General features: G+C 65.7%; 20 protein-coding genes and 1 pseudogene. 12 read left to right on the top strand and 9 right to left on the bottom strand.

Features of this window, described 5'->3' with window-relative positions; all coding sequences use genetic code 11:
- Nucleotides 1-23: 23 nt before the first annotated feature.
- From ACREYQ_RS21755 to ACREYQ_RS21735, 5 genes are all read left to right on the top strand, one after another.
- Nucleotides 24-1,577 carry an AMP-binding protein gene (locus ACREYQ_RS21755; protein ID WP_432262235.1) on the top strand — a complete coding sequence of 518 codons (1,554 nt, stop codon included), beginning with the start codon at nucleotides 24-26 and terminating at the stop codon, nucleotides 1,575-1,577.
- Nucleotides 1,578-1,588: 11 nt separating this feature from the next.
- Nucleotides 1,589-2,773 (top strand): acyl-CoA dehydrogenase family protein, encoded by a 1,185-nt coding sequence (locus ACREYQ_RS21750; RefSeq protein WP_432262234.1) that lies wholly within the window; start codon nucleotides 1,589-1,591, stop codon nucleotides 2,771-2,773.
- A gap of 63 nt (nucleotides 2,774-2,836) precedes the next feature.
- Complete coding sequence (locus tag ACREYQ_RS21745) at nucleotides 2,837-3,829, top strand: tripartite tricarboxylate transporter substrate binding protein (RefSeq protein WP_432262233.1); 993 nt, start codon at nucleotides 2,837-2,839, stop codon at nucleotides 3,827-3,829.
- A gap of 76 nt (nucleotides 3,830-3,905) precedes the next feature.
- Nucleotides 3,906-5,006 carry a CaiB/BaiF CoA transferase family protein gene (locus tag ACREYQ_RS21740; protein ID WP_432262232.1) on the top strand — a complete coding sequence of 367 codons (1,101 nt, stop codon included), beginning with the start codon at nucleotides 3,906-3,908 and terminating at the stop codon, nucleotides 5,004-5,006.
- A 133-nt stretch (nucleotides 5,007-5,139) separates the two neighbouring features.
- Nucleotides 5,140-6,303, top strand: a complete 1,164-nt coding sequence (locus tag ACREYQ_RS21735) for an AAA family ATPase (protein ID WP_432262231.1) — start codon at nucleotides 5,140-5,142, stop codon at nucleotides 6,301-6,303.
- Between the two features lie 306 nt (nucleotides 6,304-6,609).
- On the opposite strand, the gene ACREYQ_RS21730 is transcribed toward ACREYQ_RS21735, so the two are convergent.
- A protein-coding gene (locus ACREYQ_RS21730; protein WP_432258890.1) for an IS3 family transposase occupies nucleotides 6,610-8,162 on the bottom strand; the annotation gives its coding sequence in 2 pieces (ribosomal slippage) (nucleotides 6,610-7,676 and nucleotides 7,676-8,162; 1,554 coding nt in all).
- Nucleotides 8,163-8,767: 605 nt separating this feature from the next.
- Between ACREYQ_RS21730 and ACREYQ_RS21725 the strand changes: the two genes are divergently transcribed.
- The 4 genes from ACREYQ_RS21725 (at nucleotide 8,768) to ACREYQ_RS21710 (ending at nucleotide 14,016) form a co-directional block, all read left to right on the top strand.
- On the top strand, nucleotides 8,768-8,950 hold the full coding sequence (locus ACREYQ_RS21725; protein WP_432262230.1) for a hypothetical protein: 183 nt from the start codon (nucleotides 8,768-8,770) through the stop codon (nucleotides 8,948-8,950).
- Between the two features lie 63 nt (nucleotides 8,951-9,013).
- Complete coding sequence (locus ACREYQ_RS21720) at nucleotides 9,014-9,160, top strand: hypothetical protein (RefSeq protein WP_432262229.1); 147 nt, start codon at nucleotides 9,014-9,016, stop codon at nucleotides 9,158-9,160.
- A gap of 287 nt (nucleotides 9,161-9,447) precedes the next feature.
- Nucleotides 9,448-13,110: a CheR family methyltransferase gene (locus ACREYQ_RS21715; RefSeq protein WP_432262228.1), complete on the top strand. Its 3,663-nt coding sequence runs from the start codon at nucleotides 9,448-9,450 to the stop codon at nucleotides 13,108-13,110.
- A 216-nt stretch (nucleotides 13,111-13,326) separates the two neighbouring features.
- On the top strand, nucleotides 13,327-14,016 hold the full coding sequence (locus tag ACREYQ_RS21710; RefSeq protein ID WP_432262227.1) for a phosphatase PAP2 family protein: 690 nt from the start codon (nucleotides 13,327-13,329) through the stop codon (nucleotides 14,014-14,016).
- Here ACREYQ_RS21710 and ACREYQ_RS21705 read toward each other — a convergent pair.
- The 3 genes and pseudogenes from ACREYQ_RS21705 to ACREYQ_RS21695 all read right to left on the bottom strand — a co-directional run.
- Nucleotides 14,009-14,197 (bottom strand): annotated as a pseudogene (locus tag ACREYQ_RS21705) (helix-turn-helix domain-containing protein); the annotation flags it as partial. The gene ACREYQ_RS21710 and the pseudogene ACREYQ_RS21705 sit on opposite strands and share 8 nt — an antisense overlap.
- 43 nt (nucleotides 14,198-14,240) lie before the next feature.
- Nucleotides 14,241-15,353 carry a porin gene (locus ACREYQ_RS21700; protein WP_432262226.1) on the bottom strand — a complete coding sequence of 371 codons (1,113 nt, stop codon included), beginning with the start codon at nucleotides 15,351-15,353 and terminating at the stop codon, nucleotides 14,241-14,243.
- A 206-nt stretch (nucleotides 15,354-15,559) separates the two neighbouring features.
- Nucleotides 15,560-16,924 carry a serine hydrolase domain-containing protein gene (locus ACREYQ_RS21695; RefSeq protein ID WP_432262225.1) on the bottom strand — a complete coding sequence of 455 codons (1,365 nt, stop codon included), beginning with the start codon at nucleotides 16,922-16,924 and terminating at the stop codon, nucleotides 15,560-15,562.
- A 270-nt stretch (nucleotides 16,925-17,194) separates the two neighbouring features.
- Here ACREYQ_RS21695 and ACREYQ_RS21690 point away from each other — a divergent pair, with 270 nt between their 5' ends.
- Nucleotides 17,195-18,100, top strand: a complete 906-nt coding sequence (locus tag ACREYQ_RS21690) for a YihY/virulence factor BrkB family protein (protein ID WP_432262224.1) — start codon at nucleotides 17,195-17,197, stop codon at nucleotides 18,098-18,100.
- Nucleotides 18,101-18,147: 47 nt separating this feature from the next.
- On the opposite strand, the gene ACREYQ_RS21685 is transcribed toward ACREYQ_RS21690, so the two are convergent.
- Genes ACREYQ_RS21685 through ACREYQ_RS21670 form a run of 4 tightly spaced genes read right to left on the bottom strand, consistent with a single transcriptional unit; the run spans nucleotide 18,148 to nucleotide 22,375 of the window.
- Nucleotides 18,148-19,098, bottom strand: a complete 951-nt coding sequence (locus tag ACREYQ_RS21685) for a CobW family GTP-binding protein (protein WP_432262223.1) — start codon at nucleotides 19,096-19,098, stop codon at nucleotides 18,148-18,150.
- Nucleotides 19,095-20,759 carry an amidohydrolase gene (locus ACREYQ_RS21680; protein WP_432262222.1) on the bottom strand — a complete coding sequence of 555 codons (1,665 nt, stop codon included), beginning with the start codon at nucleotides 20,757-20,759 and terminating at the stop codon, nucleotides 19,095-19,097. Before ACREYQ_RS21680 ends, ACREYQ_RS21685 begins: the two co-directional genes overlap by 4 nt.
- Nucleotides 20,760-20,771: 12 nt before the next feature.
- Nucleotides 20,772-22,154 carry a sodium:solute symporter family protein gene (locus ACREYQ_RS21675; protein WP_432262221.1) on the bottom strand — a complete coding sequence of 461 codons (1,383 nt, stop codon included), beginning with the start codon at nucleotides 22,152-22,154 and terminating at the stop codon, nucleotides 20,772-20,774.
- 14 nt (nucleotides 22,155-22,168) lie between these two features.
- Complete coding sequence (locus ACREYQ_RS21670) at nucleotides 22,169-22,375, bottom strand: DUF3311 domain-containing protein (protein ID WP_115013493.1); 207 nt, start codon at nucleotides 22,373-22,375, stop codon at nucleotides 22,169-22,171.
- A gap of 146 nt (nucleotides 22,376-22,521) precedes the next feature.
- Between ACREYQ_RS21670 and ACREYQ_RS21665 the strand changes: the two genes are divergently transcribed.
- Both ACREYQ_RS21665 and ACREYQ_RS21660 read left to right on the top strand, forming a co-directional pair.
- A complete protein-coding gene (locus tag ACREYQ_RS21665; protein ID WP_432262220.1) occupies nucleotides 22,522-23,457 on the top strand; it encodes a LysR family transcriptional regulator in 936 nt (311 codons plus the stop codon).
- A 59-nt stretch (nucleotides 23,458-23,516) separates the two neighbouring features.
- The gene (locus ACREYQ_RS21660; protein ID WP_432262219.1) at nucleotides 23,517-24,554 is read left to right on the top strand and encodes a LacI family DNA-binding transcriptional regulator; all 1,038 of its coding nucleotides are present in this window, start codon (nucleotides 23,517-23,519) and stop codon (nucleotides 24,552-24,554) included.
- On the opposite strand, the gene ACREYQ_RS21655 is transcribed toward ACREYQ_RS21660, so the two are convergent.
- Nucleotides 24,551-25,258, bottom strand: a complete 708-nt coding sequence (locus ACREYQ_RS21655; protein WP_432262218.1) for a sulfite exporter TauE/SafE family protein — start codon at nucleotides 25,256-25,258, stop codon at nucleotides 24,551-24,553. The genes ACREYQ_RS21660 and ACREYQ_RS21655 overlap by 4 nt on opposite strands.

The raw sequence follows: 25,258 nt of genomic DNA, 5'->3' as shown, positions 1-25,258 counted from the left end.
CATCAAGCATCAACGGAGACAGCATGGGTTTCGCGTATTTCCTGCGCCGCGCCGCGCGCTACTGGGGCGACCAGCCCGCCATCCTCTACCAGGACCGGGTGGTGACCTATCGCCAGCTGGACGAACGCTCCACGCGCCTGGCCAATGCGCTGCTGGCACTGGGCCTGCGGCCCGGCGACCGCGTCGCGGTGCAGTCGCGCAACCGGCCCGAGCTGGTCGAACTGGAGTGCGCGCTGTACAAGTCCGGGCTGGTCAAGGCGGCGCTCAACCCGCGCTTCACCGCGGCCGAGGCCAGCGACGTGGTCGAGAACTGCACCCCGCGCGTGCTGATCGCCGGCCCCGGCTACACCGGCTATGCGCGCACCACGGCGGGCTTCGGTAGCATCGAGACCTTTATCGCCATCGGCGACGCCCCGGCGGGCTATGTCGAATATGAAGCGCTGCTGGCCAACGCCGGCACCACGCTGCCGGAGATCGCCCCCGCGGCCGACGACCTGGCCGTGCTGCACTTCTCGTCGGGCTCCACCGGCAAGATCAAGGCTGCCATGCAGAGCTACGGCAACCGCATGGCGGCGCTGCGCAAGATGGTGACCGGCATGGACCGCCCCGCCCGCCCCGGCGACCGCCTGGCGCTGATCGGGCCGGTCACGCACGCCTCCGGCATGCTGATGCAGCCCTACCTGTACCTGGGCGCCACGCTGGTGCTGTTCGAGAAATTCGAGCCCGCGCACTTCCTGGCCGAGGTGGCGCGCCTGCGCATCACCCATGTCTTCATGGTCCCGGCCATGATCAACATGCTGCTGGCCGAGCCCACGCTGGCGCAGGCCGACCTGTCCAGCCTGAAGACCCTGGCCTACGGCGCCGCCCCGATGGCGCCGGCGCGCATCCGCGAGGCCTGGGAGCGCATCGGCCCGATCCTGTCGCAAGGCTATGGCGCCAGCGAATCGACTTCCGGCGTCACGCGCCTGTCCACCATCGACCATGCCGACGCCATCGCCAACCACCCCGAACGCCTGGCCTCGTGCGGCCGCGCCCTGGGCGAGACCGAAGTGCGCGTGGTCGACGAGCAAGGCAACGAAGTCGCCGTGGGCGAGATCGGCGAGCTGGTAATCCGCGGCGAAGACGTGTTCCACGGCTACTTTAACGAGCCCGGGCTGACGCGCGAAACCGTCATCGACGGCTGGCTGCACACCGGCGACATGGCGCGCGTGGACGAGGCCGGCTACCTGTACCTGGTCGACCGCAAGAAGGACATGATCATCTCCGGCGGATTCAACGTCTATCCGACCGAGGTGGAAGCCACGCTGTACCAGCACCCCGATGTGCTGGAAGCCTGCGTCATCAGCGTGCCGGACGACACCTGGGGCGAAAGCGTCAAGGCCGTGGTCACGCTGCGCCCCGGGCGTGAGGCCACCGCGCAGCAGCTGATCGCGCACTGCCGCGAGCGTATTGCCGACTACAAGTCGCCGCGCTCGGTGGATTTTGTCGCCGAGCTGCCCAAGAACGCCAGCGGCAAGCTGGCCCGCAAGATCGTGCGCGAACGCTACTGGCAAGGCGTCGCGCGCCGCGTGAATTGAAGGAAGCCGCCATGTTCGAGCACCTGACCAATCCCGTACTGCTGGAAACCCGCGCCGGCATCCGCAGATTTATCGACGAAGAATTGCGCCCGCTGGAACAGGAGCTCGGCCTGGGCGCCGAAGACCCGTGGCCGCGCGAGACCCTGCGCAATGTCTGGCGCCGGTCCAGCGAGCTGGGCTTCTACGCCGCCTGCCTGCCGACATCGCTGGGCGGCAAGGGCCTGAATATCCAGGAACAATGCGCGCTCAAGGCCGACCTGGCCGCCAGCGGCGCCACGCTGGCCGCGCATGTGCTGGGCGACCTGGGCGGCCCGCCGCGCGTGGGCAATATGCTCAAGTACGCCACGCCGGACCAGCTCAAGCGCTACTTCGAGCCCGTGATCCGCGGCGAGAAATCGACCTGCTTCGCGCTCACGGAAACGCATTCCGGCTCCGACGCGCAAAGCATCAAGACCTCGGCCGTGGCCGATGGCGATGAGTTGGTCATCAACGGCGGCAAGCACTACATCAGCGGCGCGCCGTTCGCTGACTTTGCCATCGTCATGTGCGTGACCGACGCCACCACCACGCCCCCGGCCATCACCGCGGTGCTGGTCGACCTGGACCTGCCGGGCGTGACCGTGACCAATGAATACGTGCCGATGTCGGGCCAGCATATCGACGGCGACATCCGCTTCGAGAACGTGCGCGTGCCGCGCGCCAATATCTTTGGCGGCGAAGGCAACGGCTTCAAGCTGGGCATGTCGCGCATCAACGTGAACCGCCTGCTGCACTGCCCCACCATGCTGGGGCTGGCCACCAGGGCGTATGAGTCGTCGGTGGAATATGCCGGCCGGCGCCGCCAGTTCGGCGGGCCGATCGCGCGTTTCCAGGCGATCCAGCACATGCTGGCCGACATGGCCGCCGCGCTGTGGGCCTGCGAAAGCATGATCGCGCATACCGCCGCGCTGGCCGATGCCGGCGCCGACCTGCGCATGAAGGCCGCGGCGTGCAAGCTCTTTGTCTCGGAGCGCTGCTTCGAGGTGGCGGACAAGGCCGTGCAGATCCACGGCAATGTCGGCGTCACGCGCGGCCACCCGGTGGAGCAGACCTTCCGCAAGCTGCGCATGTTCCGCATCTTCACCGGCACCAGCGAGATCCAGCGCAACACCATTGCGCGCGCCATCCTCGAACCGCTGCAGCAGCAGAAGGCCTGACCGTGCCGGCGGCACGGTCGCCGCCGGCATCAGGACATTACGACAAGACCTCGGAGACCACGCATGAACCGCCGAAACTGGCTTGCCACCGCCGGCGCCGCCGCGCTGGGCAGCCTGCTGCTGCCGGCCCGCGCCGCCATCGCATCATCCAGCTACCCCAACCGCCCGATCCGGCTGATCGTTCCGTTTATCGCCGGCAGCACGCCAGACAACGTGGCCCGCACGCTGTCGGCGGAGCTGGGCAAGATACTCGGCCAGCCGCTGGTGGTCGAGAACATGCCCGGCGCCGGCGGCATCATCGGCGCCAGCGCGCTGCGCCGTGCCGCTCCCGATGGCTATACATTGGGCATCCTGGCCAATACGCACGTAATCAACGTGCACATGTACCGCAAGATGCCGTACGACCCGGCGCATGACTTCACGCCGATCACCGCGCTGTCCGGCGGACCGTCCGCGCTGGTGGTGCCGGTCTCGTCGCCCTGCAAGACCGCTGCCGAACTGATCGCCGCGATGAAGAAGGCGCCGGGCAAGTTCAACTACGGCTCCGGCGGCAAGGGCAGCATCGCCCATCTTGCGGTGGAAACCATGCTGCACCAGACCGGCTGCGAAGCCGTGCATATTCCCTACAAGGGCGCGCCGGAAATCATCACCGCCATGATGGGCGGGCAAACCCAGTTCGGCATGCCGGTGCTCGGCACCGCGACGCAGTACGTGCGCAATCACCAGGTCAGGGTGCTCGCCGTCACCGCCGCCGCCCGTTCGCCCTTCTTCCCCGACGTGCCGACCATGGCGGAAGCGCTGCCGCCGGGCTTTGTCATCGACAACTGGAGCGGCCTGTTCGCACCGGCCAATTTCCCGGCCGAACTAACGCAGAAGTTCCACGCTGCAGTCAGCGCCTTGCAGGCGGCAGGCGTGTTCGACGCTCAGCTCAAGGCCAATGCCGGCGAGCTGCGCCGCAGCGCCTCGCCCGCACAGTTCGGCACCATGGTTGCCAGCGACAACGCGCGTTACGGTGAGCTGATCAAGTCGATCGGCATGGTCGGCGACCTGGGCTGAGGCGCCTGCCCGCCCCCGCCGCACGCCACCTTGCGCGCGTGCGCCCCCTCTCGCTGTCTTCCCGCAAAGGCCCGACATGAAGCCAGAATGGTCCTGCCTCAAGGACGTCACCATCATCGACATCAGCCAGTTGCTGCCCGGTCCGCACGCATGCAGCCTGCTGCGCCAACTGGGCGCCAATGTCATCAAGGTCGAACAGCCCGGCACCGGCGATACCGCACGGCAGCTTGGCCCGACGGTGTTTGCCCAGTTCAACCGTGGCAAGCGCTCGGTCGCGCTGGACCTGAAGACCGATGCCGGCCGCGACGCTTTTCTGGAACTGGTCCGCAATGCCGACGCCGTAGTCGAAGGCTTCCGCCCCGGCGTGATGGCGCGGCTCGGGCTGGGCTATGAAGCGCTGGCGGCGGTCAATCCCGCCATCGTGATGTGCTCGGTGTCCGGCTTCGGTCAGACTGGCCCCTACGCCAGCCATGCAGGCCATGACCTGAACTACCTGGCGCTGGCCGGCTACTGGGCGACACCGGTGCAGGTGCACGACTCGGTCTCGCGCCCACGCGTGCGGGTATCGGACTATGCCGCCTCCGGCTACGCGGCACTGTCGCTTGCCGTGGCGATCATGAGCGCGCGCCAGAACGGGCAGGGGCAGCATCTGGATGTTTCGATCCATGACGCGATCCTGTCGTGGACCGCCCATGGCGCGTGGGCCGCGCGCGGGCATGAGGCATCGCCGCAGGCATCGCCTACCGTGATGCCGGAGAACGATCTCTTTGAAACGCGCGATGGCCGGCATCTGGCGATGGGTATCCTGGAGAACAAGTTCTGGGTCAACCTGTGCGAGGCGCTGGGCGACGAGTTTCCGGCCTTGCGTGATCAGCGCTTTGCCACGCGGGCCGGGCGGTATGGGCACAAGGTGGAGGTCAATGATTTGATGGCAGGGGTGTTCCGCACGCGCGACCTGGCCGATTGGGAGATGTTCTTCGGGCCGCTGGATATTCCGTTCTCGCCGGTGCTGGGGGCTGGCGCGTTGTTTGAGGATGCGCATGTGCAGGCGCGGGCGGTGGTGCGGCCGCTGCCTGAGGAAAGCGGGATTGCTGTGAATTTTCCGGTGAAGTTCTCGCTGGGCTTGCCGGAGGGAGAGGATTTTGTGGCGCAAGTGGGCGAGCACAACCCGGAGTAACGGCAGAGTACATCCGTCAGGAAGATACTTTTGCGTCGCTCAAACGGGATGGACGCCTTCCACGCACATGGTTTATTGCGAATTATTGTTTGGCTATAATTATTGAAATCCAATAATTCACGATAAGTGCATCATGACAAACATCTATCGCCGCCCAGCACTGGCCGACCAGATGGCCCGGCAATTGTTGCACCCCGGGGTCTTGGATGAAGGTTTGCGCTCCGGCCTGTTCTTGTCCGGACTGCGGCGCACCGGCAAGACGACGTTCTTGATCAATGACCTCGTTCCGGCTCTTGAGGCGGACGGCGCGATCGTGATCTATGTCGACCTCTGGAGCGACACCCAGCGCAGCCCCGCCGCACTCATTCTGGCAGCGGTGAAAAGGACATTGACCGAGTTGGAGCGGCCTGGCTCCAATGCACTCAAGCACCTCAAGCGGGTATCCGGCGCTGACGTCGGCGCCTTGGGCTTCAAATTCGGATTCAAGCTGGACAGCGTAGGCGAGCCCGGAGGAGCCACGCTGGCACAGGTGCTGGCGGAGGTGGTCGACAAGGCAAAAACCAACGTCGTGCTGATCGTAGACGAGGTGCAGCACGCCATTACGTCCGACGAGGGTAACCGGATGCTGTTGGCGCTCAAGGCCGCGCGCGACGCCATAAACCCGCGCCCCGGCACGCCAGGGTACTTTCTCTTCGTAGGCACTGGCTCGCACCGGGCGCTGGTGGGCGAGCTCACGGCACGCCGCAATCAGGCTTTCGCTGGCGCCACCTCGGTCTCTTACCCTGTACTGGGCGAAGACTATGTCGCGTACCTGCTGGGCCGCCTATTGGCAGAGGGGTTCAGTTCCCTTCCTTCACGGGAGGTAGCAGTCCAGGCATTCCATACGTTGGGAAGCCGTCCGGAAGAGATGATCAAGGCGTTACGGCAATTGCATTTTCACCTGCCCCCGGGCAGTGATCCGGATGAACACCTCCCTGTCATCGCCAACACGCTCCGATCGACCGCCGCGGATCTGGAACTGATGAAGCTCGAACAGTTGGGTGGGTTAGCCACCGCGATCTTCAATCGCATTGCCTTGTCTGACGGAGACGCCCGCGGATTGTTCTCCGCAGAAGCCGCCGCCGCGTACTCCGCAGCAATCGGACGAGAAGTCCGTATCGAGGAGGCTCAGCCGGTGGTCAATGAACTGATGGCGACGAACTTGATCATGCGCAAAGGGCATGGCATCTATGGCGTCACGGATCCGTTCGTGCAGGAAATCTGGATGGAACGCAAGTCGATCGAAGGGAAGCTGTAGTGCTGCACCGGGTGGCGCTCGAGATTGAGTCAGTGCTGAAGGTTCCCTTTGTACATGTTGTCGACCCCACCGCGCAGGCGCTGGGGCCTCTCCGCCCTTCCTCCAACTCGGTGCGGCCTTTCGCGGTGTACTGTGTTGGCTGGGGCTGTTTCGTCGGCGTAGCCGGCAGGTTTGCTGCTGGTTGGCTTGCTTGGGTGTGTCGGTCGGGTTCGATGTTGTCGTAGGTTTTACGGCCTGGTTCCGCCCTGCTGGGCGGGTCACTTTTTGTCCGAGCGGTGTGTGTCAAGGTAGTTGTCGCGTTCGCCGTCATGCAGCTTTCCGGTATTCCTTGGGTTCCTGTTCAGCTCGCTCGGGGTTCAGGTAGACCACTGGCTCCAGCTTCCAATTCCGGATTCCCCGCGACCAGCGCTGCGGATGTCGGGTGCGGGCTGCCTGATACAGCATCGTGCGTCGCGCCAGCAGGGGCACCGCTTCCTCGCGGTGCCGCTGGTTCGGCGTGACGTACTTCAGGCCACTGTGGCGGTGCTCCTCGTTGTACCAGTGCACGAACCGATGGACCCAATCGCGCGCTTGCTGCAGCGTATCGAATGGCCGATCCGGCCACAGCGGGCAATACTTGGCTGTGCGGAACAGCGCTTCTGCGTAAGCGTTGTCATTGCTCACGCGCGGGCGACTGTATGAGGGCTGCACGCCCAGGTAACCCATCGTCGCCAGCATCGTCCCTCCTTTCATGACGCTGCCATTGTCCGAATGCAGCACCAGCGGCCGCCCGGCGGTCTGCTCGCGCAGGCAGCCTAGCGACAGCAGTTGGCTGGCATGTTCAGCCGATTCGCTCTCGTGCACCTCGTTGACTACCAGCTTGCGGCTGTAGATGTCCTGCATCATGTACCAGTAAAAGAAGCGACCTTTCACCGTCGTGGGCATCCACGTGATGTCCCAGCACCACACCTGGTTCGGTCCGTCGGCGCGGTGTGTAGTCAGCGGGCGCGAGGACTTGGCATTGTGGCTGCGCCCGCGCCGGCGCGCCTGGCCTTCGGCCTTGAGCACGCGGTAGAACGTCGACTCCGAGGCCACATAGCGGCCTTCGTCGGCCAGCTTCGGCACGATCTGGTGCGGCGTCAGGCTCTCGTAGCCGCGCTGGTTGGCCGCGGCCAGCACGGCCTGCCGCTCCGCCTCGCTGAGCTTATTGGCCGGCACTGGGCGCTGCGCGCCCGGGCGGCCATCCGCAGGCACATGACGCCAGCGCTGCAAGGTGCGCTCGTTCAGGCCCAACTCCCTGCAGGCGCTGGCTTGACGCGCACCGCTCTTTACCGCTTCATCGATCAACATGATGGCTTCGCGGCGATCCGAGACGTTGATCAGTCCTCCTCGTCCCTTCCCCAGATCGCCTCGGCTTTTTTTCGCAGCACCAGCAGCGCCGCTGTCTCCGCCAGCGCCGCATTCTTGCGCTTGAGTTCGCGCTCCAGATCGCGGATCCGTTTCTGGGCAGTCTCTTCCTCGCGGCGCTGCGCCAGGCCGGGCTTGGCCAGCGTCTTCGCGTTAGCCTGCTCACAGGCGGCGCGCCACTGCCGGATCTGTTCCGGCTGAATGCCCTTCCTGCGGCAGTATTCGGACAGCTCCGCCTCGCTCAGGGGCGCTGTCTCCAGCACCACCCGGAACTTGTCCGCACTTGACCACTTGTCACTCTGCTTGCCGTTGCCTGGCACAACCTGTCCTTGCTCTCGGGCTTCGTTGCGCCACGTACGCAGGCTCACCGTCGTGACACCCGTCTCCTTGGCCAACTCCACAACCGACCGATTCAAGGGCGGCATCATCTGCTCAACCACCCATTCCTTGTACTCCGCCGGATAACGCTTCATCTTCCAACCGTTACCGCCCTCCATTGTCCTTCATCGAAAGGCGGCGAGGCGACAACTATCCTGACATGGAGGGCTCGGACAAAAAGTGACCCGCCCAGCAGGGCGGAACCAGGCCGTAAAACCTACGACAACATTGAACCCGACCGACATACCCCAAGCAAGCCAACAAGCAGGAGGCCCGCCAGCTACGCCGGCGAAACAGCCCACGCCCGTCAAGCATGGCAACCTGCCATACAGCGACCACCTCGCATTTCAATACTCAGCGATTCCCCACCCACCTGCGTTCCGGCAAGCTTCGCCCGCCCCTTCCGAATGCGACTTCTCTTATCGCCTGCATGACTCCGGCAGGAAATACTGACTGCGTCATCGGATCGCCGATGACCGGGCGTGGAAACCCGAAGGTCGGAACAGGGACAGGCGTTGCGCTTTCAAACGGCAACGCCTGTGCTCGCACGAACATGTTTGGTTCTATGGCGGGCCGAGCGAGGCAGCTGCAAGGCTGGCCAGGTTCTTCCCTGTTCTGACCGGGTTTCCACCCTCGCTGTCTGGCCCGCCACCCTCACCTTCAAATGAGTGGCGCGCATTAACCTGGTAAGGAGTCAGTAATGGTCGATGCAATCGAAACCAACGCGTGCCTGCATGAAGTGCGCGCCGGCATTGAAGGCGTACTCGTACTGCTGGAGCAGCAAAGCGTGCGCTCGGATGCGTGCTTCAGTGCGCTCTGCCTGCTTGAAATGGTGAAAGCAAAGCTGGATGCCTTGATGGCAACCGGGCCGCTTGCAGCATAGCAATGCCTCTGGTCTGACGGTGCTTCGGCACCGTCGGGCAGTCCTCGTGAAAGCCGCACAGGCATGAACCAATCCATCCCTGAAAATCCGGACTACGCAGTCATCCACGATGACATCGTTACCCTGCCGGCGGTTGCTCACCATACGACTGCGCGTAGTATCAACGCGTGCTCATATTGCCAACTTGAGCAGCAGGCCATGTCGGCCTGACTCAAGCCAAGAGGCCTCCACGAAAGCCGGAGCGGTTCAGCTGGATATTCGCAACCTTGTGATCCCACGATCGCGGCGGCGCCCAAAGTGCCCAGGCCCGGCCAACTAGCTTATGATGTGTAGAGAACCTGTGCCGCCAAGCCACGAATCCCGGCGGCATTCTCCGTAACCGCCTCGTGACCAATACTTCTCCTGACCTCTCACCGCCGGGCCCTCCCCCGGCACCGATCGTTGGAATCGGCGCTTCCGCAGGAGGACTCGAAGCACTGTCGGAGTTTCTCGCGAGCATGCCCGCCGACAGCGGTGCGGCATTCCTGGTCGTCCAGCACCTCGATCCGTCCCGGGACAGCCTGCTGCCGGGCATTCTCTCGTCGCAGACCAGGATGCAGGTCCTGGAAGGCGCGGACGGGCTGCGGATTCTTGCCAATCACATCTACGTCATCCCGCCCAATACCCGCATGCTGGTGGCCCAGCAACGGATCCGCCTGCAAGCCCGCGACAGGACGCTCGGGCCTCCCATGCCGATCGATGACCTGCTCGATTCACTGGCTTCTGACCTCGGATCGCATGCCATGGGAGTCGTCCTTTCGGGCAGCGGTTCCGATGGTGCGCTCGGCTTGCAGGCAATTCAGCGCGAAGGCGGATTTACCTTCGCCCAGGATCCGGTCTCTGCAAAGTTCGACAGCATGCCCCGCGCGGCAATCGGCACGGGCGCTGTCGATTATGTCCTGCCGCCGCGCGATATCGCTGCGCAGGTCCAGCGGATCATTGCGCGGCCGCAGGGCTTGCCGGACGGACACCAGACAGCGAGCCACGAAAACGACCCGGCCGATCGGGGACTGCAGCATGTGTTCTGGCTGCTCCACAAGGCCTGCGAGATCGACTTCAGTCATTACAAGCGCGGCACCATCGCACGCAGGCTGTCACGTCGCATGGCGTTGCGGCAGGCGGCATCGTTGACGGATTACATCGGCATACTGGAAGCCGATCCCGCCGAGACGCTGGCCCTGGGTCGCGACCTGCTCATTCGCGTCACCGAATTCTTCCGCGACCCCGAGACGTTTGAAGCGCTCGTGCAGAACGTTTTCCCACGCATCCTGGGTGAGCGGCGGGCAAACCTGCCGGTGCGGATATGGGTGCCGGGCTGCGCCAGTGGCGAAGAGGTCTATTCCATTGCGATCTGCCTTGCCGAGTATCTTGGGTCCCGGCTTGCCGATACGCCAGTCCAGATCTTCGGCACGGATATCAGCCTGGATGCGCTCGAAGCGGCCCGCGCCGGCCGGTATATCGAGAACATCGCTCGCAACGTCTCCCCCGAGCGGCTTAAGCAGTACTTCGTGCCCGATGGCGACCACTATCGCATCGACAAGTCGATTCGGGACCTGTGTACCTTTGCGCGCCACAACGTGGCCCAGGACCCGCCGTTCTCACGCATGGACCTGGTCAGTTGCCGGAACCTGCTGATCTACCTGGACCCGATACTGCAGCGCCATATCCTGCCGCTTTTCCATTACGCGCTTCGTCCAGAAGGGATCCTGATGCTTGGCCCGTCCGAAACTGTCGGCGCTTTCTCGGAATACTTCGGGGTGCTGGAGAGTACGCGGTCAAAGGTCTATATCAGGAAACCGCGGCCCGATCGCGCGCGGGGACCCTCCATGGGGAGCATGACGGCGCCACGTGCGCAGGACAGCGCCAGTGTGAGCGCCCCCACAGTCCAGGAAACCGCCAGCGAGGCGCAGTTGCGCGCCGAGGCCGACCGCAAGGCACTGCGGCGTTACGCCCCGCCTGGCGTTGTCTGCGACGACGATCTCAACATCGTCGAGTTTCGGGGCGATACCAGCGCATGGCTGGTCAATCGCGAAGGCCCGCCAAGCAACAACTTGCAACGGCTGGCCAGGCCAGAAGTATTCCTTGCGGTGACCGAAGCCATCAAGCAGGTACGACAGGACGGCGTGCCGGTTCGCAGGTCGGGCTTGCGCCTATCCGCCACGGACGGCACGACCACTGATGCCAGCCTGGAAGTGCACCCCGTGCAGATCGCCGGAATCGACGCCCGCTGGTTTCTGGTCTTCTTCGAAGCCCCGCAGCAGGCAGGAATGTCACCAGAAGGCGCCGGTGGCCCGCTCAGGACGTGGATGCTCCAGGCGCTGCAACAGCGCATCGGCCGCAGTGCCGCCCGCTCGCGCGACGACAAGGACGAAGAGATCGCGCGGCTTGCCACGGAACTCAACGCTACCCGGGAACGGCTGAGGGCGGCGCTGGAAGAGCATGAGAGCGCTCGCGAGGAACTGAAATCGAGCGAGGAAGAGCTTCTGTCCAGCAACGAGGAGTTCCGCAGCACCAACGAAGAACTGGAAACCGCCAAGGAGGAACTCCAGTCGATCAATGAAGAGCTGTCCACCACCAACGACGAACTGCGCTTTCGCGTGCGCGAGCTCAAGGAACTGCATGCGGACGTGGCGCGTAGCCGTGATTTCGCCGAGGCGATCATCGAGACCATCACCGAGCCCATCCTGGTGCTCAGTGGCGACCTTCGGGTCAAGCGTGCCAACACCGCCTTCTGCCGCGTGTTCGCGACCACGGCCGAAAGCACGATCGGCACGCACCTGTACGCGCTTGGGAACGGCCAGTGGGATATTCCGGCGTTGCGCGAACTGCTGGAAGACATACTCCCCCAGCGGACCGTGGTGCACGATTACGAGATCCGCCATGCGTTTCCGCACATCGGCATGCATACCATGCGGCTGAATGCGCGGCGCCTGGACTGGCCCGCCCAGGCGCTGATCCTGCTGACGATCGAAGACATTACCCAGCAGCAGGCGGATTTCTCCAGGCTGCAGGAAGCTGACCGCCAGAAAAATGAGTTCCTCGCCATGCTGGGTCATGAATTGCGCAATCCCCTCGCTGCGATCCGCAATGGACTTCTGTTATGGCAGCGGGGTACCACCGATGCCGCAACGGTCAAGGCGACACAAGCCGCCATGCAGCGGCAGCTGGACCACGAGATCAGCCTGGTGGATGATCTGCTCGACGTCTCCCGGATCACGCGGGGCATCATTACCCTGAAAACCGCCCGCGTCGATTTCAAAGAGGCGGTCGTCCACGCCGTCGAGGCATTGCGCCCGCTCGCCGACTCTCATCAACAGCAGCTCGTGCTTTCCTTGCCGGCCCCCCCCCTGGTGGTCTTCGGCGATTCCTTGCGGCTGGAGCAGATTGCCAACAATCTGCTGTTGAATGCCATCAAGTACACACCCGACGGCGGCCGCATCGAACTGGGCCTGCTGCGCCAGGGGGAAGAGGCCGTCATGACTCTTGCCGACAATGGCATCGGGATGGAGCAGGAAGTCATTGCAAGAATCTTCGATCTCTTTGTCCAGGCGGCCCCTTCCCCTGAGCGGCGGGCAGCGGGCCTGGGGGTGGGACTGGCGTTGGTGCGCAAGCTGGTCGAGCTCCATGGCGGCACCGTGGAGGCTTACAGTGAAGGCCGCAACCGCGGCAGCAGGTTTGTCGTACGGCTACCGGTGATGTCCGATGAAACGTTGCCGGCGCGCCAACCCGCAATAGATGCCAGGCCCGCGCAAGCAGCCCCCCGCCGCCGCATCCTGGTGGTCGACGATAACGACGACGCCGCCCAAAGCACGGCGGCATTGCTGCGGCTTGACGGTCACGAGGTTCTCGTGGCGCGGGATGGCCTGAGCGCGATCAAATGCCTGAAGCGCTTCCGGGCAGAGGTCCTCTTGCTGGATATTGGCCTGCCAGACCTTGACGGGTATGAAGTGGCACGACGGATCCGCTCGATGCCGGATCAGTCCAATCTGCTGGTGGTAGCGCTCAGCGGGTATGGAAAGCCTGACCATGACCGGCACAAGGAAACCGCAATCGATCACTACCTGGTCAAGCCGGCTGACCTGCGTCAACTCAGCGCACTGATCGCCGAAGGCCGCAAATAGCGTGGGCACGCCCGTGCCGGGCCCGGCTACTGCCGCGTCGACGACGGGCGCAGCCTGCTGATATCGAGTTGCCCTTTATTCGATGTGCAACACCATATGTGCGCCAATTAACCGAAATGACATATTTCCTCATTGTCCAGGCGTGATCCGAATCTATACTCACGGAATATGAATAAGTGACTGCCAATCACTATTTTCTGACAAGAAGGGCTGGTGATGAACGCCTTCGACAGCACCATCATTCACTTCCTGAACCAGTTTACTTTCCGCTGGCCCCTCTTCGACCGCGCTCTCCTGGCCACGACCCAGTTCTACATGCTGCGCGGCCTGCCCATGATTGCGTTGTTATGGTGGATCTGGTTTCGTGACCGCGCCGACAAGCGGCGCGATCATGAAATCGTGGTCGCGACAATCGTTGCCGGTTTTTGCGTATTGGTGCTGGGACGCGTCATGGCACACTGGCTGCCATTCCGCGCCCGTCCCCTGGCCGATCCCGAGTTGGGACTGCGCTTTCTCCTCGGCTCGGAAGACACCGTGCGAACATGGAGTTCGTTTCCGAGCGACCACGCAATGTTGTGGTGCGCCGTGGCAACCGGCGTGATGGTCGCGTCCAGGCGGATTGGCATGCTGGCACTGGCGTATGCCATCCTGTTTATCTGCATGGCACGAGTTTTTGTCGGACTGCATTATCCGACCGACGTGCTGGGCGGGGCCGTACTGGGCGTATTGACTTGCCTGCTGCTGACTCAGACGCGGTACCGCGAGCCGATCGCGGCACCTTTCCTGAATTTCTCCGAACGGCACCAGGGCTTGTTCCATGTGGGCATGTTCCTGCTGAGCTTTGGCCTGGTCACCAATTTCGACGAGATCCGCACGGCGACCTCCTTCCTGATGAAGGTCAGCTGAACCTGTCCGGCGGCACCGTGGCGCCGAACTGCTTGCGGTAAGCAGACGGAGAAACGGCAAATGCCTGGGTGAAGCGCTGCCGGAAGGAAACGGCGGATCCAAACCCGGCCAGCTCCGCTATCAGGTCGACACCCTTGTCAGTCGTCTCCAGCAAACGCTGGGCCGCCGTCAGCCGATGGTTTGCGGGCCGCTCCGGCAAAACGGCGCGGCCAGTTCCTCCGCGCTCAGAACCGATGCCGCATCCCCACCGCCACCGCCGTCATGCTGCGATGCCCGCTGCCAAGGAAATACCCGTTGGCAAAGCTCACCGCCGAGGTATCGAAGTTGATGCCGGCATGCTGGACATAGGCCGTGGTCAGATAGACGTCGGTACGCTTTGACAGGCTGTAGTCGGCGATAAAACTCACCTGCCAGGGGTTCTTCACATTGCTGCCGGCCAGCGCCTTGACGTCGTCGTAGTAGTACGCAAGCGTCAGGTCCAGGCTGGCGGTGGCGCGGTAGTTGATGCCGGCCCAGTAGTAATCGTCACGCACGATGGTCGCGCCATCGGCCGACTTGTTGAGCCCCCAGCGATAGCCGCCCATCAGCTTGACCGGACCGTTGCGATAGCTGAGCGCGGCGCCGGCCTTGCGGAAGTTGCCGACGGCGCCACCCGTCGCCAGCGTCGGGTTGTAGCGGTTGAACGCCAGCGCCGCGCCGAAGCCACCGGCAAAGTAGTTGAGGCCGGCGCCAAATCCCGTATCCCGGCGCGATTGCCCCGCGACCTCGCCGGCGCCGAACACGCCGTTGCCGAACGAATAGTTGCCGATGGCGGTCACCCCCCCGAACGTGCCCGTGTACTTGACGTTGTTGTCCGAGCGGAAGTCCAGGCCTAGCTGCGCCGCGATCGGCTCATACTGGGTCGAATAGCCACTGGGCGAGAAGTTGGAGAGGGCATCGAAAATTGACGTGTACTGGCGCCCGAAGGTCAGGCGGCCGGCACGCTCGCTCTGCAGGCCGACAAATGCCTGGCGGCCGAACACCCGGCCGGATTGCGTCAGGCGGCCATCGTCGATGCCGAAGCCGCTCTCCAGCACGAACACCGCCTTGAGGCTGTCGCCCAGGTCCTCGGTGCCGCGCAGGCCCCAGCGCGAGCCGGACAAGCCGCCGGAGCTCAGCGCCACGCGGCTATGTCCCGGCCCCGGAAAGCCCGCCTGCGTCGGCAGCGTCGCCGACAAGTGGTTGACGTATTCGATATTGGCATCGGCCACGCCATATAGCGTCACGTCCGCCTGCGCGGTGCCGGCCAGCATGCCCAGCGCCGCCGGCAGCATCAGCTTTTCAAGCTTGACTTTCATGGTCTCCATCCTGTTTCGTTGTGGTTGGTCATCGCCACGGCGAAGCTGCCGATGGCTGGATCGCGGACTGCACAGGCGTGCGAGGATTACCGGACAACAACGGTCCGGCATTACGCCGCTGCAGGCGCGCAGCTATCCTCCGCACGACTTGGCGGCGTGCGTGAGAAGTGAGTCGGGAGGCGTTGCCGGGCCCTGCCCGGCGTCGCTCAGCGGCTGACCACGCGATGGATCGCGAGCGCCGCGGCCACCATGACCTCGGCGGATTCGAGCGCGCGCGCCGGATCGTCGCGCTTGCGCACCCCGGCAGCGCTGGTTGCACGCGCGGCGCCGTCGGGGCTGGCGGAGAACTTCACCACGGTCAGCCCCTTGGCCGGGTTGATATAGATTTTCTGCCCGAAGCGTCCGCTGGCCTCGATGCTGCCGTCGCCGTCGTTGCGCTGGAACCAGTAGTTGCGATAGCCATAGCCGTCGCGGCCCGGCATGGCGTTGCCGCGCGCAAAGCGGGCCTGGTTGCCGGCAGGCTGCAGCGCGATACGCACCGCCGCCGGCGAGATCCCGCCCGAAGCATCGCCCGCCGCCGCCCGCCGCACGGCCTCGGCAAAGCGGGCGGCGTCACGCAGCGTGGAGTTCATGCCGCCGCTCGCCATTTCCGTGCCCTGGCGGTCCACCTGGGTGTAGGCATCATCGTCGGCAAAGCGCGACCACAGCCGCTCAGTCACCAGTTGCGCCCAGCTCTTGCCGGTAATGCGCCGCAGCGCCCATGCCACCGCTTCCGGCGAGCCGTTCTGGTAGTACCAGATGCCGCCCCCGCCGCCCGCATCGCGCCCGCCGGTGGCGTGGACGACCTTGAGAAAGTCATAGATGGTGTCGGGCGCATCCGCCTTGCGCGGCACGATCCCCACCGCCCCGAACAGCCCCAGGTCCGGCGGGAGCGCCTCGGGGTAGCCCACCGGCACCTCCATGTCCAGGTTCTGCTGCACCGTAGCCTCGCCGAACGGGTTGCCGGCCAGCTCCGGCACATACTGCGCCAGCCGGGCCTGCGGATCGAGCTTGCCCTCCTCCACCAGCATGGCGGCCAGCAGACCGGTGACCGACTTTGTCATCGAGGCCCAGATATGCGGCTGGTGGGGATCAAAGCCGGCGAAGTAGCGCTCATAGACGACCTTGCCCTGGTGCAGCACGATAAAGCCGTCGGTATGGGTATCGCGCAGGTAGTCGGCCAGCCGGATGGTGTTTCCCGCGATGGCAAACGTGGTGCCGTCCAGCCCGGTACCGGGCTGACCCGCCAGGGCCAGCGGCTGGCTGGCGTGCCGGATACCCGCCGTGAACGACATCTCGCGCGCATGCCGGAACGCCCAGCGCATATATGGCGGGCGCAGGCCGTTGCCGCGGCTGACTTGCTTGTCGGGCGGCGGCGGAAAGCCCTGCATGACCTCGTCCGCGGCAACGGCCGAGGGCTGGCCGGCGCCCTGCGCCAGCGACACGCTCATCGGCGTCACCAGCAGCGCCACCGCCAACCACACCAGACTGCGCCTGAGTCCCGTCCCGCGCGACACCGAAAGCCCTTGCATGCTGTCTCCATCCTTGTCTAAGCGGCTGCACGCACGGTGCGCCGCCTTATGTGCATGAGATGCTAGCCCGCGTGGTGCAGGCCGCAGGCGCCATGTTGCATGGCCGCGGGACATGACCACAATGATCTATTCGGAATGGAGGCATAACCCGGCGGAATGTCGGACGGCAGCAGCAGGTGCCGCAGTGTGCGGCGCAGCGATTGGTGTCGTTCCACTACACCGGCACCGCAAGCCGCATAATGGCGAAACTGCTCCTCCCCAACGTCCGCCATGCAGCTTCCAGACGCCCGCGTCCGCGACCTGCTCCGTCATCCGGGGCGCTTTGCCTGGCACACGCTCAGGCAGTTCCGCGCCAACCAGGGCCTGCTGCTGGCCGGTGCGGTGGCCTACTACGCGCTGCTGTCGATTGTGCCGCTGCTGATCCTGATGGTGATTGCACTGTCGCACGTGATCGAGCCTGCGCTGCTGCTGTCCACGCTCGCGCGCTACCTTGAGTGGGTGGTGCCGGGGCAGTCCAGGGCGCTGATTACCGAGCTGGCCGCCTTTCTGCGCAACCGTGGCACGATCGGCTGGGTGCTGCTGGGCACCATGCTGTTCTTCAGCTCGCTCGCCTTCACGGTGCTGGAGAACGCCATGTCGGTCATCTTCGAGCACCGCGTGGCGATCCGGCGCCGGCATTTCCTGGTCTCGGCGCTGCTGCCCTATTGCTACATTGCAATATTGAGCGTGGGCCTCCTGCTGGTCACGGTGGTGTCAGGCAGCCTGCTGGTCATAGGCGAACGGCATGTGGAAGTGCTGGGCCACGACTGGTCCCTGGGCCGGCTCTCGACCGGCCTGCTCTACCTGCTCGGCTTCATTGGCGAAGTGCTGATGCTCACGTCGATCTACATGGTGATGCCGGTTGGCAGGCTGTCGCTGTGGCATGCACTGTGCGGGGCGTTGATGGCGGCGGTGCTGTGGGAGATCTCGCGCCATGTGCTGGTGTGGTACTTCACCACGCTGTCGCAAGTCAGCCGGGTCTACGGCTCGCTCACCACGGCGATCGTGGTGCTGCTGAGCCTGGAGATTGCCGCGACCTTGCTGCTGCTTGGGGCGCAGGTGATTGCGGAGTTCGAGCGCGGCGACTGGGGCAGGCCGCCAGGCCCTCATGGCTCGCCGGGCGAGTTACATACCTGAAGCGCTGGTCCGGGGGACACCGCATTGCAGGGCACTGGCAGCGCGGCTCAGGCCAGCGCGGCCTCCATGCAAGCACGGATGGCAGGTTCCGCCGCGGCATCGAAGGCACCGATGAAGACCAGCGCCGAGCCAGGCGATTCGGCGGGCCCCGCCTGCCGCAGCCGTATCCTGCCGCCGACAAGATGCACCTCATGCAGCCGTGCGTCGGCCTCTAGCCGGACCAGCCCCTTGGCACGCAGCAGGCGCACCGGAACCGTCGCCAGCGCCTGCCGCAAGCGCGCCTTGTCGAAACTGCGCGGGGTCTGGTAAGCGATGCTGCGGATGTCTGCATGCGTGGCATCCGGGAGGCGCTGCCAGCCCGCGCCGCTCAACAGCGTCGCGGTTCCCCGCGCTGCCGGCACGGCCGCATCGACAAAGACAGACAACGGCAGCTCGCCCGATTGCGCGATCAGGACCGCTGCGCGCGGTGCCAGCGCGCCCGCCGTGGCCGCGGCCTGCGCCACTGCCTCGGCCTGGGCAAGATCGGCCTTGGTCAGCACCACCACCGAAGCGCCCGCGACTTGCCGGCGCACCATGTCACCGACCAGCGGATCGCCCAGGCTGTCGTGCACGCCGGTCACGTCCACCGCGACCAGCACCGCATTGAGCCGGAATGCCGGATCCAGCAGGCCCACCTGGGCAATGCGCTGCGGGTCGGAAACCCCGCTGGCCTCGATCACCAGCAAGTCAGGCCGCTGCTCCCGCGCGGCGATCGCCACCAGGGCCTCGGCCAGCCGGCCGCCGATCGAGCAGCAGATGCAGCCATTCTCCAACTGGATCACGTCGTCGCTGCGTGCGCGGATCAGCGCGGCATCGATATTGATCTCGCCGAAGTCATTGACCAGCACCGCGATGCGGCGCCCCTGCGCATTGGCCAGCAGGCGGTTGAGCAAGGTGGTCTTGCCGGCGCCCAGGTAGCCGCCGACCACCACCAGCGGAATCGGGGGCCGCGCGTTCATCGTGCCGGCGCCGGGAACACGCGCCCGCCCAGCACCGTGCCCCAGACGCGCACGTCTTTCAGGCACTCGGGCGCCACCGCGGTCGGGTCATCTTCCAGCACGGCAAAATCAGCCAGCTTGCCGGGCGCGATGCTGCCGATGCGGTGATCGAGCTTCAGCGTATAGGCCGCGCCCATGGTGATGGCGTAAAGCGCATCCGCGACCGACAGACGCTCCGTTTCGCCCAGCACGCGGCCGGAAGCCGTCTGGCGCTGCACCGCGCACCACGCCGTGAACAGCGGGTTCAGCGGCGTGATCGGCGCGTCGGAATGGATTGCGAACGGAATGCCCAGCCGCCGCGCCGTGCCTGCCGGGTTCATGCGCGCGGCCCACGCCGGTCCCACGGTCTGGCCGGCATGCGCATCGCCCCAGTAGTACAGGTGGTTCGAAAAGAAGTTGATGCACAGGCCCAGCCGCGCCGCGCGCGCCAGTTGCGCCTGGTCGGCCAGCTGGCAATGCTGCAGCGTATGGCGATGGTCGGCGCGCGGGTGGCGTGACAGCATGGCTTCGAGCGCGTCCAGCACCACCTCGGTCGCTTCGTCGCCATTGGTGTGGATATGCAGCGGCAGGCCGGCCAGGTGGAACGGCGTGAAGGCGTCGAGCAGCTGCTCGGGCGGGATCAGCCACAGGCCGTTGGCCTGGCCGCCGGCATACCCCGGCGCGCGCAGGCGCGCGGTAAAGCCCTGGATCGAGCCGTCGACGATGAACTTGACCGGGCCGAAGTGCAGCTTGCCGGTGCCCGCCGCCGCGGCGGCCTGCACGCGCGCCGGGCCGCCCTGGGCATTGCGCTGCGGCGAGAACGCCGGAACGATGCGAAGTGGGAAGCCGGGGTCGGCAGTAACCGACTGCAGCGTTTCCAGCCCCTTGGACGACAGGTCGTTGACCAGGTCGGTCGCCGTGGTCACGCCAGCCAGTTGCGCCACGCGGCCGAAGCGGCGCACCGCCTCGGCGTCCTCGGCCGCCGCCAGCGACAGGCCGCTGCCAAGCACGCGCTGCACCGGGAACATCGCCGCAAACTCCTGCAGCTCGCCGGTGGGCAAGCCCTGCGCGTCCTTGTGCACACCGTCGATATCGGTGTCCTCGTCGATGCCGGCCTGCGCCAGCATGGCCGAATTCACGTTCATCAGATGCACGCTGGCATGCATCACCACGATGGGCCGCGTGGCCGACACGCGATCCAGCTCGCGCACCGACAGCCGGCTGGCGCCGAAGTAGATCGGGTCGAAGCCCCAGGCCAGCAGCGGCGTATCCGCGTCGTGCAGCTGGCTTTGCGCGCCCGCCAGGCGGTCGATCACCTGCTCCAGCGTGCGCAGGCCGCGCCACAGCTTGCCGTCCGGGTCGCGGCGGTCGAAGTAGCCGACATAGACCGCATCCCACATCGCGCCTTCCATCAGGTGGCAGTGGCCTTCCACCAGCCCGGGCATCAGCACCTTGTCGCGGAAGGTGTCGACCTGCACCGCGTCCGGCCAGCTGGCCATCTCGGCCGCGCCGCCCACGGCAAGGATCTGGCCGTCGCGCACCGCGACGTGGGTGGCCTCGGGCTGCCCGGCTTCCATCGTCAGGATCTTGCGCGCCACGAATACCTGCGTGCGCGCCGTGTCGTCTTGTGTCATGGATTGCATGCGTCCGGTCATTCAGGCTGCCTGCACGCGCGCCAGGCGCGGGGCGTAGTTCACCAGCGCAGTCACCAACAGGTTCACGCCCAGGCTGATCAGGCCAAGGTTGATGCCGCCGAAATCGGCCTGATGCACATACAGCACGATCGCCAAAGCCTGGCCGGCGACGATGCCGAGCGCAATCGCCAGCGGCCGCACCTTCAGCGAGAACAGGATCACCAGCACGCCAGGGAAGAACTGCGTCACGCCGTAGTAGGTGGTGTTGATCAGCGTCAGCATCAGGTTGGGCGTGGCCAGCGTCATGGCGATGGACAGCACCAGGTAGATCACGATCACTACCTTGGCGCCCTGCTTCTGGCGCGCCTCGGGCATGCCCGGCAACAGGTTGCGCGTGACGATGGGCCCGATCGCCAGGCAGATGCCGGCCAGCACCAGCAGGCCGGACAGCGCCGCGCCGGCAGCCACCAGGCCCAGCAGCCAGCCTGGCAGCAGCCGCACCGCCGCCGCGAAGAAGGCCTCGTTGGGCGACGCGAGCTGCAGGTTCTGGCTGATGGCGTAGTACGACGCCAGCACCAGGAACGGATACATCAGCATGTACAGCGGCATGGCCACCTGCGTGCGCCGGATGGTGTTGGCGCTCCTGGCGGTGAAGAAGTTCTGCACCGCGAACGGCATCACGTAGAAGCCCAGCGCCTGGAACAGCATGGTGCTCATCGAGAAGCGCAGCTGGGTGTCGTTCATCTGGTTGCTGACGTGCAGGCTGGCGGCATGGAACACGTCGCCCACGCCAGCCTTCCAGCCCACCGCAACGCCGGTGGCGACGATCGCCACCACCATCAGGATGTCCTTGAGGATGGCGATATAGGCCGATGCACGCACGCCGGAGATGGCGATGTAGGTAAAGGCCAGCGCGGCGGAAATCATCACCAGGTATACCGGATCGAACTCCCAGCCCAGTCCCTTGAGCGCCGCCACCAGCCCGGTGAACTGCAACTGGCCCCAGGGCAGCAGGAACAGGATCGACGAGCCTGCCACGATCAGCTCGAGCGCGCGGCTGCCGTAGTGGCCCTTGAACAGGTCGGGCAGCGTGATGGCGTTGTAGCGCGCCCCGGCCTTCCAGATCTTCGGCCCGATGAAGTAGCCGAGCGGATAGGCCAGCAGGATGTAGCCGAGGAACCAGACGCCATAGGTCGGTCCCTTGGCATAGATGCCGCCCGGAAAGCCCACCATGGTGCCGATGCTGTAGATCTCGCCAGCCGCCAGGAAGAACACCAGGAAGGCGCCGAACTGCCGCGACGCCACGAAGAAGTCATGCATGCTCTGCGCGCCGCGGCCTTTTTTGGAGCGGATGGCGAGGTAGAGCGAGAAGACAATAAAACCCAGGAATACCGCTGTAGTCATGACTGGCTCCCGGTTCAGGCTTCGTGCGCCGCGTCGGCGGCGTGGCGGTCGAACAGCAGCCAGCACGCCAGCATGCAGGCAGAGGTCAGCACGAACCACGCAAAGATCCAGGCGTAGATAAAGGGCACGCCCAGCACGAAGCGATCGACCGATGCCACCCAGGGCAGCATCCCGATCACGCCGATGTACGGCAGGCCTAGGCCGATAAACAGCTTGAGCATGTCTTGTCTCCGGTTTCCGATGAACGGTTGGCGGTATCCCTCGTTTGGGGTCCGCTCTTGTGTTGCGCTCATCATAGGGAGCGCGGAGGTATGATTCAAATGCAAATGTTTAACCGATGCCATAACTAACACGCATGGATTGCCGCATGGACACACAGAAACTTCTGCATCTGCTCGCCGTGGTCGAGCACGGCACGTTCTCCGAAGCGGCCCGTGCCGTACATCTGACGCAGCCGGCGCTGAGCCGCAGCATCCGCGCACTGGAGGACGAGCTGAAGGCGCCACTTTTTGACCGCGGTGCGCGGCGCGCGCGCCTGACAGTGTTCGGCGAACTGGTAGCCGACCGCGCGCGCCGCATGCGGCTGGAAGAGCGCCAGCTGCGGCGCGACCTGGACCTGCTGCGCGGCGGCGAGGAAGGTTCGCTGACGATCGGGGTGGCGCCGGCACCGGCGGCGCTGCTGCTGACGCCATTCCTGATCCACATGGCGCAGGCCCACCCGCGCATCAAGGTGCGCACCGAGACCGGCGCCACCAGTGTCCTGCTGGAGGCCCTGCGCAACGAGACCATCGACGCCATCGTCGGCGACGCCTATGTGCTGCGCGCCGCCGACGACATTGACGTGGAGCCACTGGGTGAGTTGCCCGCGGGCCTGGTGTGCCGCGCCGGGCATCCGATCCTGCGCGAGCGCCGCATCGATATCGAGACGATCCGCGCCTATCCGGTGGCGACCACCACGCTCAGCACCATCGTCAGCCGCCAGCTGGCGGAGCTATGGGGACCAGGCGCCGCGCCCGACAAGCTCTTCACCCTGCACTGCGACAACCTCGACATGCTGCGCAGCGTGTCGCTGGCCAGCGACACGCTGCTGTTCGGCGTGCTGTCGATCACGCGGCAGGAACGCGCCGCCGGGCTGATGACCGAAGTGCCGATGCCGCCCGATCCGCGCCGCTGCGGCCGCTATGGCATTGCGCGCATGGCGGCGCGCTCGCTGTCGCCGGCGCTGGAGGTGCTATATGGATTCACGCGCGAACACTGGAAAGAGCTGTCGTCCGAACCCGGCGGTGCCAACGGGCGCCGCTGAAGCTGTCGCACGGCGGCCGCTGTTGTATGCTCCGCCCTGAACCATCGCCCACGTCCCGCATGACCGCATCCACGCCAGACCGCCCTCGCCGCATCACCATCCACGACGTCGCCCGCGCCGCAGGCGTGTCGCTGACCACGGTGTCGCACGCGCTGAACGACCGCGGCGTGCTGGATCCGGCCACCCGCGCACGCGTCAAGCGCGTTGCCGCCGAACTGGGCTACCGGCCCAGCGTGCGCGCGCAGCGGCTGCAGTCGGGCCGCGCTAACTGCATCGCGCTGCTGTCGTCGATGCCGTTCGCGGTGGCGGGCGGCACGTCGCGGCTCGGGTTCATGATGGAGGTGGCGGCGATTGCCGCCGAAGCAGCCATGGGGCGCGGCCTGGGCGTGGTGCTGGTGCCGCCGCTGGAAGGCGCCGGGGGACTGCTCGATACCCTGGATATCGACGGCGCGGTCGTGATCGAGCCGATCGCGGGCGATCCGCATATCGCGCGGCTGCGCGAGCGCGGCGTCAGCATCGTGTCGATCGGACGCGAGCCGCTGACCGACACACCGGTGCCATGTGTGGACCTGCAATCGGCCCTGACCGGGCAGCTGCTGCTGGAACATCTGCACGGGCACGGACGCCGGCAGATCGGCCTGATGATCGGCGCCGCGCCGCGGCAGTCGTATGTGGAGACTGAACGCGCTTACCGCGAGTTCACGCAGGCGATGGGCCTGCCCTGCCATATCGTCAAGGCGGCCGAGGAACACGGCGAAGCCGCCGGCGCCGAAGCCTGCGCCCAATTGCTGGCGCAGATGCCGGCGCTCGATGCGCTGTGCGCGCCGGTGGATGCATTTGCGGTGGGCGCCATGGCCCACCTGCAAGGATTGGGCAAGCGCGTGCCCGACGATGTGCTGGTGGTGACCCGCTACGACGGCATCCGCGCCCGCAGCGCGCAGCCGCCGGTCACCGCCGTCAACCTGCACCTGGAGCGCGTGGCGTCGCTGGCGGTGGAGCTGCTGTTCGCGCACCTGTCCGGCGACCGCAGCCGCAACGTGATCACCGGCCCCGCGCCGGAACTGGTGGTGCGGGCATCGTCCACGCCAGACGCCTAGCCGCGCAGCAGCACTACCGCACCGGAGACCAGCGCGAACACCAGCACGCCGATGCGCAACATGCGCTGGTTGATGCGCTTGTGCACGAGGTGGCTGGCCACCATGCCGACGATCAGCACCGGCAGCAGCCCGATCGCATAGAGCACCTGCTCCATGCCAAGCCGGTTGCTCAGCGCCAGCACCGCCAGCGAGATCGTTTCACCGACCAGGAAGCACAGCGCCACGGTGGCGCGCAGCGTGGCCACGGGCGCATGCTGGTAAGCCAGCGCCAGCGGCGGACCGCCCACGCCCGTGGCGGTCTCGGTCACGCCGGTGATCAGGCCGGTGGAGGCAAAGGCCAGCCGCCCCGGCGTAAAGGCCGGCGCCAGCAATGACACCACCGCCGCGGCGATCGTGCTGCCGCCGACCAGCGCGTTGAGCCACGCCATCGGCATCGCCACCAGCACCCACAGCCCGCCAAAGGTGCCGGCCAGCCGCCCGGCACTGATCCAGCCGGCCCCGCGCAGATCGATGGCATGGCGTTCGCGCCAGGCCACATAGGCGTTGAGCGGCAGCATCGCCAGCAGCAGCGCACCGGGCAGCATCGCCGGCGCGGCCAGCGCCAGCACCGGCACCACGATCAGCGCGAAGCCCATGCCGGTCGCACCCTGGATCAGCGCGCCGGTAAAGACCGCCACGCCGACGCTGAACAACGTCATGTCCAT

This window comes from Cupriavidus sp. TMH.W2 (assembly GCF_050847365.1).
Lineage (GTDB): Bacteria > Pseudomonadota > Gammaproteobacteria > Burkholderiales > Burkholderiaceae > Cupriavidus.
Note: the sequence above shows the minus strand (reverse complement) of the source record. Positions and strands in the feature narration are given on the sequence as shown.